This window comes from Pseudoalteromonas sp. T1lg21, assembly GCF_002964625.1.
Lineage (GTDB): Bacteria > Pseudomonadota > Gammaproteobacteria > Enterobacterales > Alteromonadaceae > Pseudoalteromonas > Pseudoalteromonas gelatinilytica.
This window is the reverse complement of sequence record NZ_PQBX01000004.1, coordinates 251,378-265,354: the sequence shown is the minus strand read 5'-3', so window position 1 is coordinate 265,354 and position 13,977 is coordinate 251,378. Positions and strand designations below refer to the sequence as shown.

Below are 13,977 nucleotides of genomic sequence, written 5' to 3'. Positions count from 1 at the left end.
TTCCAAATCAAACTAACAATTAAAATTATAAATAAAAGGCCATCGCAGTGCTGAGTCTTGATGAACCAAAACTCGCCATTTTGTTAAAATCAGCTTTGGCTATTGGGACATGCTGACAATCAATCGCCAATTGTTTTTCGTTTTCACAAAACGGGTCATGCACGTACAAGCAATGCTCATCAATATGCGTTACACACACCCAGTGCGGTGACTTTTTACCATCAAACCGATAGGTGCTGATCAATAACACCACCGCTTTACCCTCAGCAAGCCAATCTTCAATGGAGGCCAAGGTTAACTCTTGATACCTCACAGGCAGTTTTGCAGCGATTGCTTCAGCCACAAACTGATTGTGTACGGTATGCAAAATGGCTTTTTTCTTTTCGCTTCTCACCCCGTCAATAAACAAAGTATCACGGGTATTTAAAACTACATCAGCTTTAAAACCACGTTTCATTGCTGCAAGTGCTAACCCTAGAGGATGGCAACCGCCATGCCCTGAAGTCATGAAGATAGTCGTGGCTTCACGCCATATATCCAGCTCTTTGAGTTGGCTCATTGCGGTATCATTCAAGGATGACATTGCCATTAATAGCGCCGCAGGACCACAGGTAAACTCGGTTGTTTGCTGATACCAAGGCGTGTGCTTATCGGCATTAAATTCGATATTACGACGAATGTTTTTTTGCATTCGATGGGCATCACTATGGTCATCATAATAATCACTGTAATGACCAAACACCTGGTAACCCAGTTTTTCATATAAACGAATTGCTGATTGGTTGTTTACCGCAACTTCTAAACGCATGTATAAACGGCCCCGTTTAGCCGTTTCATTTTCAAGCGCAAGTAGTAACTTTGAAGCAATACCTTTACCTTGCTGAGATTGCAAAACCGCCAGTGAATATAACCGAGCAAGGCGCGTCCCTTTGTGGCACCACACTAAACCATAACCAACCAGTTGATTATCTACCTCAGCCACCATCAATAAGCCGTGGCTTGCGCTGATCCAGCGTTTTAAACTACGGCTACTTAATCTATCTTGGCTAAAGCTTTGCTCTTCAATGGCGACAAGAGCCGTCAAATCCGTTGCATTGGCAAAGCGGATTTGACAAACAGATGCGTTCATTAACTGCGGCCTCGTGCTTCTAGGCGTTGTTTAAACTCATCCATAATGATCATATAAAGCTCATCACCTAAATAGGCATCTTCGACTTTATGGTCGATACTCGGGTTGTCATTCACTTCTAACACGTATGCTTTACCTTGATGCTCTTTAACATCAACACCATACAAACCTTTACCCACCGTTTTACAAGCTTTTAATGCTGCATCAAGTACCACTTTAGGTAGCTCAAAGGTTGGCAAGGTTTCAAAACCACCTGAGAAAAAGCGTTTTGCATCATGGTTGTAAATTTGCCAGTGATTACGCGCCATTAAATAACGACACGCATAAATTGCACGGCCATTTAACACCCCGACACGCCAGTCGTATTCGGTGTACATGTACTCTTGTGCAAGCACAAGTGCACTAAACTCAAACAGTTCTGTTAACTTAGCAACTAACTCATCACGAGTAGCAACTTTAAATACGCCTTTTGAAAAAGAGCCTTCTGGCATTTTTAATACCAGTGGGTAGCTAAAGTTTGCTTCTAAACTTTCAATTGTCTCTTCACGTGTATCAGCCACAACGTGAGTTTTTAAACTCGGCACTTTTTGATAATTAAAGGCATCGTGCAAATACACTTTATTACAACAGCGCAGTATTGACTCTGCATCATCAATCACCACTAACCCTAAGCTTTGTGCTTTACTCGCTAAACGATAGGTTGGATGGTCGATGGCCGTTGTTTGACGAATAAATAGCGCATCAAATTGTGCAATATTGGTAATTTCATCAAATGTCAGTGCTTGAGCATAAATACCATGTTTAGCGGCTGCTTTAATAAATTTAGCAATGGCATCTTTATCACTTGGCGGCACTTTTTCTTGGTGATCAACCAATATAGCCATATCCCAACGGTAACGACGTTTTTTATCGTGAATGCGCCACACAGACTCGGTAAAGCTACTAAGTTGTTTTACAAACTCTGTAAAGCCAGTGTCATCTAATGATGCAATCGTGCCTTGCTTCACAACTCCTTGCTCATCACACACCAAAATAGGCGCAGGATATTGTGAGAATAATGCTTTGGTTGCTTTACTTTGCTGCTCTTGATCTGTGTGACCAAAAAAGACAGTACCACCAGCGAGCTCTTTATGACGCGTGCTGTGCTCATCGCTACGGAGCGCATTAATTGTTTTTACACTCGGTAATACCTGGTGCTTTCTCGCTTCAGCAAGCAAAGAACAATAATAACCTTTACTTAAATACTGCCCTGTATCACACAAGTTTAAAATGCGCGTTTTTGGCTCATTATGTTTTGGGTAATCACGTAAGTAGGTGTCAAAGGTAATGACATTTTCGAAATTTTGAGCAATACGTTGCTCATTGTTATCAACCACTATCAAGGTTTTAAACACGACTTTTCCTAAATTAAGTCTTATGAAAAAAATGAAAACACCCAACCAATTAAGTGAACGCATGAGGCTAAACTTCACTTAACTAGATGGGTGCTTGAAATACCAATACCCGAGAATTGGTAATTGCGCGTATTGGTATAAGCATTAAGCTTGATGTGATTTATAGAGGGTTTTTAGCTTTGTGACCAACGAGTTATTTTTTACCTTAAGATGAAATTTATTGATTAATAAACTTTCTAGATCAGAGTATTTCAGTAATGTTGTAAAACTGCTTATTTCCTGCAATAGTCAGTGTTACTTCATCATCAATTTGCTGGCCAATCAGTTGTTTACCTAACGGCGCTTCTCGGGTTACAACATAAATCGGTTGCTCTTTTACGGTGACCACTAAGCCACCAGCACTTGGGCCCATAAAGAACCACTTTGCGTTATCTTGCTCATCGATAAGACACACTAATGCACCTTCACGAACCTTATTAAATTCGCTTTCTTTAAACACCGTATTGAATGCCTGAATATCACGGTAGCACTCATTAACTCGCTCAGCTTGCCCTTGCGCTAAATAAGCGGCTTCTAAACCCAAGGTATCGTATTGAGTTTCAGCAACACTTTCTTCGTGAGTTGCTGCATCATGGGCCGCTTTTGCCGCTTCTTTAGCGTTTTGCAGTTGTGCCTCAAGCGCAAAGCGTAAATGTTCAATTACGTGTGTTTTATTCATATCAAAGCAGTTAAAACAGAAAAGCCGCTATTCTATGGAAAATAGCGGCTGATGAAAGTAAGTTATAAAACTGACTTACGGCATCTCCATATAGGCTTTGGTTTTATCATCCAGTGTTTGGGTGTAATTTTCTGAACTTAACCCCAATAACTGCGGCAAGGTCGCGGCGATACAAATCGATGAGAATGTCCCCACCACAATGCCCACAAATAACGCGATAGCAAAACCCGTTAATGCAGCCCCTGCAAGCAGCCAAATACAGGCAATGGTCGCAAGTGTTGTGCCTGAGGTGATCAATGTACGCGTTAACGTAGAGCCAATTGCATCATTAATCACAACATGGGTATTTATGCGTTGATTGTCTGGCTGAATACGTAAAAGCTCTCTGACTCTGTCGCCAACAATAATTGAGTCATTTAATGAATAACCAATAATAGCCAGTAAACTCGCCAGCACGGTTAAATTAAACTCAAGCCCTAGCAAGGAAAACAAACCAAGCACTAAGATTAAATCATGTAACAGTGCAACCACTGAACCTACTGCGAGTCGCCATTCAAAGCGCACGGCAAGATAAACCATAATTGCAATCAGCGCTGCAAATAAAGCTAAACAGCCCTGTTCAAAAAGCTCATCACCCACTTGTGAGCCTAAAAATGAGCTAGATAATACGCTATAGTCGACGCCTTGTTCATTCAGCTCTGCTTGCCAAGTACTCGCTTTGCTAGCCTCTGGTGCTTCTCTTAAAACAAAGTGATATTCACCCGCTTTACTGATGGCTAATTTACTCGCAACCTCTGGGCTTAACTTTGCCTTTAAATCAGAAATTGTTGTGACTGACGTTGTGTTAATTTCCGTGATGTAGCCACCTGTAAAATCAAGACCAAAGTTTAGCCCTTTTACAGATAAAACAGTTAAGCTCGCGATGACTAAAACACAACTTAGCAGTAATCCTAAAACGCGCGCTATACTCGGTGCAGTTAATGTTGACCAACTCATGCTTTAGCCCCCGTTAAATTAGTTAGTTTAATGTAGAGTGTTTGGCTAAGCGCTTTCGAAATATAAACGCCAGTAAAGACACTGGTTAATAGCCCAAGCGCTAACGTGATTGCAAAGCCTTTCACCGGCCCATAACCAATGGCGTATAAAATAATTGCCGTGATCATCGTAGTCACATTGGCATCAAAAATGGTCGTAAATGCTTGGTTATAACCTTGCTCAATCGCTTGATATGTAGGTCGACCTTTGCGCTTCTCTTCTTTTATTCGCTCAAAGATAATCACATTGGTATCCACTGCCATCCCTATCGTCAGAACAAGCCCTGCAATACCCGGTAAAGTCAGTACAACCCCCGGTAATAACGACATTAAACCAACTAAAGCCGTTAGATTAAGCAATAAAGCAATATTGGCAATCAGCCCTAAGCGACGATACCAAAGCGCCATAAAGGCAAGGGTAATACCGATACCCAGCATTAACGCTGCTAAACCGTGTTCAATGTTTTCACTACCTAAGCTTGGGCCTATGGTTTGTTCTTGAACGATTGTCACTGGCGCTGTGAGCGACCCTGCGCGTAGTAAAAGCGCTAAATCGTAAGCTGCTTGCGGGCTTTTCATATTAGTAATGCTAAAACGAGAACTTAAATGCTGGGCAATGTTTGCTACATTGATCACTTCGCTTTTTTTCACAACGTCGCCATTCGCATCCCGCGAGTATTCAGAATACACCGTGGCCATTGGTTTACCTATGTTGTGCTTTGAAAAAGCAGACATCGCATCGCCACCTTGCGAATCTAAACTAAGCTGAACTAAAGGCTTGCCCCATTCATCTTTGCCAACACTGGCATTATTAATGTGATCACCTGAAAAAATCGCCATCGGATTTAAATTAACAACGCCACCGCCTTGTACATTAAACGCTTTACCACCTACTTCGACGACCTGGTAAAAATCAAGGGTCGCAGTTGCACCAATAATCCGTTTCGCTTCTGATGGGTCCTGCACACCGGGTAACTCAATGCGAATGCGCTGCTTACCTTGTCTTTGCGTTACCGCTTCAGTAATACCAAGCTCTTCAATGCGACCACGCAGGGTTGTTAAGCTTTGCGCCATAACTTGTTTATTGAATTCGTTTTGGCTTTGCTCATTAAAATGCAGTAATACTGTGGTTAGGTTATTCGTTGTTGATTTAGTTTGCATCAGGCCTTTGAATTGACCTTGTAACGTTGATACGAGCCCTGCAAGTTGCTCCTCGGAGCTTGGTAAAATTTGTAACTCAACTCCATCTTTTACTTCACTTGCACGGATCCCACGAATTTTGTCTTTACGAAGCGTCAATTTAGTTTGTTGATACACACTGTTTAAGTGCTCTTGCATTGCTTTATCTAGGTCAACATCAAGCACAAATAAAACGCCACCATTTAAGTCGAGTCCCAATTTAATCGGTGAAAGACCCAGCTGCTGAAGCCATTGTGGGCTTGTCGCATGCTCAACAATTTTAACCTTTAGCTGTGGGTATTGCGTTTTTATAAAGCTCAACGCATTAGCACTTTGAGTCGGCTCAGCTAATAAAATAGCCAGTTGTGCTTGGCTATCATTGGCTTCAGTCACTTCAAAACCATGTTGATTTAGTGACGTTGTCACACTTTGCAGCGTCACAGTTTGATCTGGCAAGCTAATGTGCAACCAAGATTTGTTAGGATAAAGATTAGGTAATGCGCTTACCGCTAGTAAAATACACGCCGCTATCATAGCGACATAACTCATTTTTAGACGACGCCATAGCGCCGGCTTAGATTTATGTGACATACATGACTTCCTTCCGGCATTGTCAGCCGGTAAAAATTAATTCCAAAAATATAAAAGTAACGAAGGAAGTCGTTTAGCTATGATAGGTCGTATTGGCTTTGTACAAGAGATTAGCGTCTTTCCAGCCACTAATGCGGGATTTACGTTGAGTGGCTAACGCAAACCATGGGATCACACGCACAGCACCTGGCGGCGCTAAAAAGTGCTCTTTTCCCCAATCTTCAGCAAAGAATTCAATCAATAGCTCGTAATCAGGATCAACCTGACTATGATAAAGAAACAATGATGAATTACTGGCAGTTAAACGCGGCACAAGGGTATCAAACCCCGATGGTTCTACCGGTTTAGGGTGTTCAACTGTATGAGTTTGAGAAATAACTGGGGTTTTAGTCAGCTCGACTTGGAACAATTTAGTCGCAGCATAGTGTGAGTGATTGTCAGGCATAGCCATGCTCTGTGCACTAAAGAACACAGTAAATAGCAAGATAATGACTGAGAAAAACCGTAACAAGAACTGACCAATAAATTAAGCGGATAACAGAGATATAATGAGGGTAAAAAAATAAAACACAAGGTATTACTTAAATAAAAGTACCTAAAATAAAGCGAGCCTAACTAGACCCGCTTATTAATTTAACTTTTTTAAACAAGTTAAACTTCTAATGATGACATGTCGATAACAAAGCGAGAGGCCATATCACCTTGCTTTAATTTATCGAATGCGTCATTAATTTGGTCCATATTGATCATTTCGACTTCTGGCAGAATATTATGTAACGCACAGAAATCGAGGATCTCTTGGGTTTGCGCTATACCGCCAATTAATGAGCCAGCAACACGGCGACGCCCCATTAATAACGGCACTGAGTTAGACTCAGCAAGCTCACCTACTTGACCAACCAATACTTGCGTACCATCAATATCCAAAAGCGGAATATACGGCGTAAAGTCGTGTTTTACCGGAATGGTATTAATGATCACATCAAATTGATTAGCATGCGCTTGCATGGCTGCTTCATCACTCGATACCAATAAATCTTTTGCGCCATAAGATAAAACCTGCTGTTTTTTCTTATCACTACGGCTTATTGCCGTAACATGTGCGCCCATTGCAGCTGCGATTTTAATCGCCATGTGGCCTAAACCACCTAGCCCAATCACACCAACACGGCTACCTGGGCCGACATTCCACGTGCGTAGTGGCGAATACGTTGTGATACCCGCACATAGAATTGGTGCACATTTAGCAAGGTCTAAGCCTTTTGGCACGCTCAATACAAACTCTTCACGCACAACAATGTGCTTTGAATAACCACCTTGAGTGAGTTCACCACTGATACGGTCTTGTCCTGAGTAGGTTCCTACCATCCCTTCGCGACAAAACTGCTCTTCACCGTGATGACACTGGTCACAGCTTAAACAGCTATCAACCATACAACCTACAGCGACATTATCGCCTACTTTATATTTTGTAACACCACTGCCTACTTCAAGGACACGGCCAACAATTTCATGGCCTGGTACGACAGGATACTGAGTCCAGCCCCAATCGTTTTCTGCTGTGTGTAAGTCTGAATGGCACACGCCACAATACAGAATTTCAATTGATACATCTTCATCACGAAGTGCACGGCGTTCAAAATGATACGGCTCTAATGGTTTTTCAGAATCATGTGCTGCATAACCGACGGTTTTCATGCTTACTCCTTAATTTTCTTCGTGTTTAACTCATGCAATTAACTAATTTGCTAATGCACTGGTGTATACTTCACTCAGTATAGAGGTAAATTTGCAAAGTTCACTTGCCTAAAACACGAAAGCTTTTGCCTATTTTTATCAAATTGATTTTAAGAGACCCCCATGCGTGGAATGAGCCGCAAAGAACAGGTGACAAGATCGCCTGATGCAATGAACCTATCACAAAGCATCAAAACACTCTGGCCCTATTTAATGACCTTTAAAGGCCGCGTTATTTTAGCCGTCTTAGCGCTTATTGCTGCAAAAGGCGCCACATTGCTGATGCCTTGGGCACTAAAAGAAATAATTGACGCTGTTGATGCGAGTATCAACCCGCTATTAAGCGTTCCTATTGCCTTGCTGATCGCCTATGGTTTACTGCGCTTTGCCAGTGTGTTTTTTGGTGAAGTACGCGATGCATTATTTGGCCGTGTTACAGAGCACGCAATGCGCCATATCGGCTTAAAAGTATTTAAGCACTTGCACAGTTTAGAGCTTGCCTTTCACCTTGATAGGCAAACAGGTGGTATCAGTCGCGATATAGAGCGTGGTACAAATGGCCTCAGTTTTTTAATGCGCTTTTTGATGTTTAACATCGTGCCAACCCTATTTGAAATAATCACAGTAGCGATTATTTTTGCGACCTTATTTTCACCGTGGTTTGCATTAGTCACCGTTATCGCGGTCGCTATTTACATTGTTTTTACTGTGATTGTAACGCAGTGGCGAAACCGATTCATTCGTGAAGCAAATACTGCTGATAATAACTCTAATACCCGTGCTATCGACAGCTTGCTAAATTACGAAACCGTTAAGTACTTCAACAATGAACACTATGAAGCAAACACCTACGACAGCTTTTTAGCTAAATGGGAGCAAGCGAGGCTTAAAAATCGTTTATCTTTACTGGCACTTAATTCAGGGCAAGCGCTTATAATCGCCGCGGCTATTACAGCGCTAATGTGGCTAGGTGCCAGCTCAGTGGTCAATAAAGAGCTGACAATAGGTGAGCTTGTGATGATCAATGCTTACATGATCCAGTTATTTTTACCGCTTAACTTTTTAGGTTTTGTTTATCGTGAGATACGTCGTGCGCTGACTGACCTTGAAAACATGCTGGGGCTATTAAATCGAAAAGCCGCCATTAGCGATGATAAAGATGCAAAACCATTAAATGTAACCAAAGCGGCTATTCGATTTGAAAATGTGTCGTTTAGTTACGACAAACAACGGCCAATTTTAAATACCTTAAGCTTTGAGGTTACTTCTGGCAGCAAAGTGGCCATTGTTGGTGCCAGTGGCGCAGGTAAAAGCACTCTAAGCCGCCTGCTCTACCGCTTTTATGATGTGGATGCGGGCAAAATTTATATCGATGAGCAAGCAATCAACACAGTAACACTTGAGAGCTTGCGCCAAGCTATTGCCATCGTACCGCAAGATACCGTGCTATTTAATACCAGCATTCGCGAAAACATCGCCTACGGAAACCCAACAGCAAGCGAAGATGAAATTGATAAAGCCATAAGCCTTGCCCATTTAGATGGATTTATTGCCAGCCTAGACAAAGGCGATAAAACCCTTGTTGGTGAGCGCGGTTTAAAAGTATCAGGCGGTGAAAAGCAGCGCATTGCAATAGCCAGAGCCATTTTAAAAGGTTCACCGATTTTATTATTTGATGAAGCAACATCGGCGCTAGATTCGCATTCAGAGCAAGCCATTCTTAGTGCGATGCGTGAAGTCGCACAAAGACACACCAGCTTAGTCATTGCGCATCGTTTATCAACAATTACTGACGCAGACAAAATTATTGTTATGAAACAAGGACAGGTTGTTGAGCAAGGTCAGCACCATCAACTGCTTGCAGCGAATGGTGAATACGCACGAATGTGGCAGTTACAGCAAAGCGAAGAATAAACACTGTTAACTAGTAGTTTAAATGATTAGAATAACCGCTTTATTTTTATCTATAACAAAAAGGCAACACGCAGATGGGCAGAGCTTATCAAAACAAAAAAGACTCAATGGCAAAAACTGCGGGTGCAAAAACCAAAGTTTATTCAAAGTACGGAAAAGAAATTTATATCTGCGCTAAGAATGGTGGTGTTGATCCCGATGGCAACTTAGCGCTTCGTCGCTTAATTGAGCGTGCAAAGAAAGACCAAGTACCTACGCATGTAATTGAGCGTGCAATCGATAAAGCCAAAGGCGGTGGCGGCGAAGATTACGTAGCAACTCGCTACGAAGGTTACGGCCCGGGCAACTGTATGATCATTGTTGACTGTTTAACCGACAACAACAAACGTACCTTTGCTGACGTACGTGTTTGTTTTACAAAAGCGAATGCAAAAATTGGTGCGCAAAACTCAGTATCACACTTATTCGATCACCTCGCTATTTTTGTCTTTGATGGTGATGATGACGAAGCTGTTTTAGAAGCATTAATGATGGCTGATGTAGATGTAACTGATGTTGAAGTTGAAGACGGTAAAATTACCGTATTTGCTCCACACACAGAATACAACAACACCCGTACAGCACTTGAAGAAATGGGAATTACTGATTTCCACGAAGATCTAATTGCTTTTGTGCCGCAAGTAGAAGCACCCATTGAAGGTGAAGACGTTGAAGTCATGGAGCGCTTTTTAGCCATGCTAGAAGACTGTGACGACGTACAAAACGTTTACCATAACGCACAGTTTTAATTAAAAAGGCCAACCAAGTTGGCCTTTTACCTTTTAGCCAAAGGAATCAACATTGAATACCCTCGAAGAGTTAAAAGCCGGTTCTCTACAAGGTTGTACACGGCTTCAGCTTGTTGCAGAACTAACCGAATTCCCAAAAGAAATTTATACCCTAGCCGATACGTTAGAAATCCTCGATTTATCTAATAACAAGCTAAGTGATTTACCTGACGATTTTTACAAATTAAAAAATCTCAAACGGCTGTTTTTATCATTTAATCAGTTTAAACATATTCCAGACGTGCTAAGACTATGCCCAAACTTAATCATGGTGGCATTTAAAGGTAATCAAATTACTGAGTTTAAAGCGCACTGTTTGCCAACGCAGATTGAATGGCTGATTTTAACTGATAATCAAATTCCCGCTTTGCCTGATACATTTGGTGAGTACGGCAAGCTTAAAAAGCTCGCACTGGCAGGTAATCAGTTAACACATTTGCCAGTCTCAATGGCTAATTGTAAAGAGCTTGAGCTAATACGTTTAAGTGCCAATAAACTTACAAAAATTGAAGATTGGCTTTTAGCTTTACCGAAACTTGCTTGGCTTGCCTTCTCTGGTAACGATTTAAATCGCTCAACTAGCTTGCACTGTGAGCAGTTTAGCCAAATCGCACTGGATGAAATCGAAGTAAAAAAGCAGATTGGCCAAGGTGCGTCTGGGGTTATTCATTTGGCCAATTGGCATCAACGTCCTGTTGCCCTTAAGTTATTTAAAGGCGAGATCACCAGTGATGGCTATCCACTTGATGAACTAAATTGTTGTTTAAAAGCAAGTGAGCATCCAAATCTCATAAAAGCATTGGGCTATGTCGATGAAAAGTCACAACTTGGTTTAGTGATGGAGCTTATCAGTAAAGAGTTTAGTAATCTTGGTTTGCCACCCTCTCTTGCAACTTGTACCCGAGACACATTCGAAGACAACTGCCAGTATTCGCCAGAAATGGTGCTAAAAATCGTCAAGCAAATGGCAAGTACCCTCGCCCATTTGCATCAAAAACAAGTAAGCCATGGTGACATTTATGCCCATAACAGTATGATCAATTCACATGGCGAGTTATTATTTGGTGACTTTGGCGCAGCAACTGACTTATCAATGCTGACGCCTAATCAACAGCAGCTATTAGAAGGCATTGAAGTACGCGCCCTTGGTTATTTCATCGATGATTTACTGACTGTAGTGAGAGAACAAAACGACATTACTAAGATGCTTTCTGAGATAGCTCAAGAGTGCTTGGTACTAAACTCAGACAAACGCCCTCGCCTTTCTGAGCTAGTTTCGCGATTATGAGTATAGGTAATAATAAATAAAGCCTCTATGAGGCTTTATTTTTGCTTTTTAAACGGGAACACCTGTTGCTTTAACATACCTTCGGGCATGTAATCGCCAACCACACCATATTTATCGGGCCACTCTGCTTGACCTTTCACAGCAGTGCCAAAAAGATAATCTAAAAAAGAAAAATGCGCAGCATAGTTACGGTCAATGGCCGCTTTATCAGATGAATGATGCCAATGATGAAACTGAGGTGTAACCAGCAAATACTTTAGCCAACCAAAATTCACCCGAACATTAGCGTGGTTAAACACGGCCTGAAAGCCAACAATAATGACATAGAGGCTAATAACATCCGATGGAAAGCCGAGCACAAAAATAGGCGTGAGCACTAAGCTGCGCGTCACGAGTATTTCTAAAATATGCTGACGAGAGCCTGCCAGCCAATCCATCTCTTTTGCACTATGATGCACGGCATGAAAACGCCAAAGCAGAGGCACTTCGTGATAAGCCCTATGCACAAAATATTGCATTAAATCGGCTACTAAAATGATTAGAAATAGCTGCAGTAAAAATGGCAGTTGAATAATAAAGCCTTGCACTGTATCAGACACAGCCCAGCCAAATGCATGATGCACGAACTGATTGGTTGCCAGCAACACAAAACCAATAATTAAGTGATTAACAAAGAAATGATTTAAATCACCCTGCCACTCAGAGCGGAGAATTTTTTGCTCTTTACGGTGCGGCAGTAGCTTCTCAATTAGAATAAAAATCAGTGTGGAGCCAAGTAAATCAAGAATAAACCAATCCAGCCCTAAATACGGCGTATTATCTTTAAAGTCGCCCACTTCAACATTCGGACCGCCAAATGCAATTGCCACAACTATAAATACCCAAGCCGTTGCACCCAGCCGTTTCTTGGTATTACGAACAAAGTTCAACAACCCTAAACTACCTGAAATAATCAATGCCACAAACATTAGCTGGCGTAAAAACTCGACACTGTAGTTTTGCCTGAGCTCTGGGGTCGTTAAGTACTCTGGAAAATGAAAAGCTAATACCCCTAAACAGGATAAAACAGCTAAGAAACAAGCAATATAACCGCTAATATTGCCTTCACCCACTTGAAACTGATCAGCTCTAAATAGCCGATGATAAAGACGTGTCATGATATAAAAATCCATTTATCAATTTTTTGCAGCATAACACAGAAGAATTTAGGAACAAATATACGCTAAGCCATCATGAACATGTGCACACAACAAATTGATATTGAGCTAATAAAGCCCAAAACGATACTGCGTTCAGGTAGGTAATGAATAATCAACGCAGGCATTGCAATAATATGTGAAGCTTTTGGCCTATTGCACAAACTATGTTTTTCAAAGTTCATAAAAGCGTTTTTTAGCCTTAAAAGATAAAGCTTTATTCCAGCCAAATGAATAAGCACAAATGTCGATGGACCTAAAAACTCAAGTAGCGCCATGAGCTCATATCCCATCATTAACTCAGGTCCAGCAATGAGAATGAGTAAAACTAGGGCAATTAACCTATATAACTTATTAGCGAATAACTGTTTAATTGTATTGAACATCCATATCCTTATGAAACGAAATGGCTTATAAAAGAATAAGCCTTTAACTATTACTGAAATGCTTTATCAAACTTATCTTGATCAAGATATTTATCAAATGCACCTAAAGCATTACCCACACTTGGCTCAGCCATTAACTCTTGCATTGCAACTTCACCGACAATACCGAATGCGTTTTCCATTGCTCCCTGACCGCCGACATCAATCGCCGCCCTAGCTTGCTTTGGACAGTCTTCGGTTAATAAACGGGTAACTAACGCACCAACATAGCGATTAGTGTCATCTATATCTTGCTCTGTTACATTCGCGAAAGGTTTAATAATACTGTGCGTCGACATACCTAGATAAATCCACTTAGCGAGGTTCTTTCGTTCTTTACCATTTAGTGAATCTGTTAAACACACTGCAAGTTGTTGTGCTTCTTCTGATGCTGAAGCATAACTAGGCAGTAACGAGGTTACAAAGAATGAAGTAGTTAATAAGATTTTTTTCATTATCTTTCCTTGAAAATAATTACGCACAATAAAGTAATGTGAATCCAAATCAATTTCCAGTAAAAACCAAAAAAGCCACGATAAACGTGG

General features: G+C 41.3%; 13 protein-coding genes. 3 read left to right on the top strand and 10 right to left on the bottom strand.

Annotated features, from left to right (window positions below):
• Nucleotides 1-25 precede the first annotated feature (25 nt).
• The 7 genes from C2M25_RS03715 to C2M25_RS03685 form a co-directional block, all read right to left on the bottom strand.
• Nucleotides 26-1,129: a GNAT family N-acetyltransferase/peptidase C39 family protein gene (locus tag C2M25_RS03715; protein WP_063705650.1), complete on the bottom strand. Its 1,104-nt coding sequence runs from the start codon at nt 1,127-1,129 to the stop codon at nt 26-28.
• Nucleotides 1,129-2,523: a RimK family protein gene (locus C2M25_RS03710; RefSeq protein WP_105180433.1), complete on the bottom strand. Its 1,395-nt coding sequence runs from the start codon at nt 2,521-2,523 to the stop codon at nt 1,129-1,131. The genes C2M25_RS03715 and C2M25_RS03710 overlap by 1 nt, the downstream gene beginning before the upstream one ends.
• A 241-nt stretch (nt 2,524-2,764) precedes the next feature.
• Nucleotides 2,765-3,241 (bottom strand): GreA/GreB family elongation factor, encoded by a 477-nt coding sequence (locus C2M25_RS03705; protein WP_105180432.1) that lies wholly within the window; start codon nt 3,239-3,241, stop codon nt 2,765-2,767.
• A gap of 75 nt (nt 3,242-3,316) precedes the next feature.
• Nucleotides 3,317-4,237, bottom strand: a complete 921-nt coding sequence (secF, locus tag C2M25_RS03700; protein ID WP_105180431.1) for a protein translocase subunit SecF — start codon at nt 4,235-4,237, stop codon at nt 3,317-3,319.
• Nucleotides 4,234-6,045: a protein translocase subunit SecD gene (gene secD / locus C2M25_RS03695; RefSeq protein ID WP_105180430.1), complete on the bottom strand. Its 1,812-nt coding sequence runs from the start codon at nt 6,043-6,045 to the stop codon at nt 4,234-4,236. The genes secF and secD overlap by 4 nt, the downstream gene beginning before the upstream one ends.
• A gap of 73 nt (nt 6,046-6,118) precedes the next feature.
• Complete coding sequence (locus tag C2M25_RS03690; RefSeq protein WP_135924907.1) at nt 6,119-6,490, bottom strand: hypothetical protein; 372 nt, start codon at nt 6,488-6,490, stop codon at nt 6,119-6,121.
• A 206-nt stretch (nt 6,491-6,696) separates the two neighbouring features.
• Entirely contained in the window at nt 6,697-7,743 is a 1,047-nt protein-coding gene (locus tag C2M25_RS03685) for an NAD(P)-dependent alcohol dehydrogenase (protein ID WP_105174043.1), read from the bottom strand.
• A gap of 210 nt (nt 7,744-7,953) precedes the next feature.
• Here C2M25_RS03685 and C2M25_RS03680 point away from each other — a divergent pair, with 210 nt between their 5' ends.
• The 3 genes from C2M25_RS03680 to C2M25_RS03670 all read left to right on the top strand — a co-directional run bounded on the left by C2M25_RS03680 (nt 7,954) and on the right by C2M25_RS03670 (nt 11,811).
• Nucleotides 7,954-9,696, top strand: coding sequence for an ABCB family ABC transporter ATP-binding protein/permease (locus C2M25_RS03680; protein WP_105180535.1), 1,743 nt, complete (start codon nt 7,954-7,956; stop codon nt 9,694-9,696).
• A 74-nt stretch (nt 9,697-9,770) separates the two neighbouring features.
• Complete coding sequence (locus tag C2M25_RS03675) at nt 9,771-10,484, top strand: YebC/PmpR family DNA-binding transcriptional regulator (protein WP_105180428.1); 714 nt, start codon at nt 9,771-9,773, stop codon at nt 10,482-10,484.
• 52 nt (nt 10,485-10,536) lie between these two features.
• The gene (locus C2M25_RS03670; RefSeq protein WP_105180427.1) at nt 10,537-11,811 is read left to right on the top strand and encodes a protein kinase; all 1,275 of its coding nucleotides are present in this window, start codon (nt 10,537-10,539) and stop codon (nt 11,809-11,811) included.
• 35 nt (nt 11,812-11,846) lie between these two features.
• Here C2M25_RS03670 and C2M25_RS03665 read toward each other — a convergent pair whose 3' ends face one another.
• The 3 genes from C2M25_RS03665 to C2M25_RS03655 form a co-directional block, all read right to left on the bottom strand.
• Nucleotides 11,847-12,968 carry a sterol desaturase family protein gene (locus C2M25_RS03665; protein WP_105180426.1) on the bottom strand — a complete coding sequence of 374 codons (1,122 nt, stop codon included), beginning with the start codon at nt 12,966-12,968 and terminating at the stop codon, nt 11,847-11,849.
• Between the two features lie 65 nt (nt 12,969-13,033).
• The gene (locus C2M25_RS03660) at nt 13,034-13,393 is read right to left on the bottom strand and encodes a hypothetical protein (RefSeq protein ID WP_105180425.1); all 360 of its coding nucleotides are present in this window, start codon (nt 13,391-13,393) and stop codon (nt 13,034-13,036) included.
• Between the two features lie 50 nt (nt 13,394-13,443).
• Nucleotides 13,444-13,887: a hypothetical protein gene (locus tag C2M25_RS03655; RefSeq protein ID WP_063705671.1), complete on the bottom strand. Its 444-nt coding sequence runs from the start codon at nt 13,885-13,887 to the stop codon at nt 13,444-13,446.
• Nucleotides 13,888-13,977 lie beyond the last annotated feature (90 nt).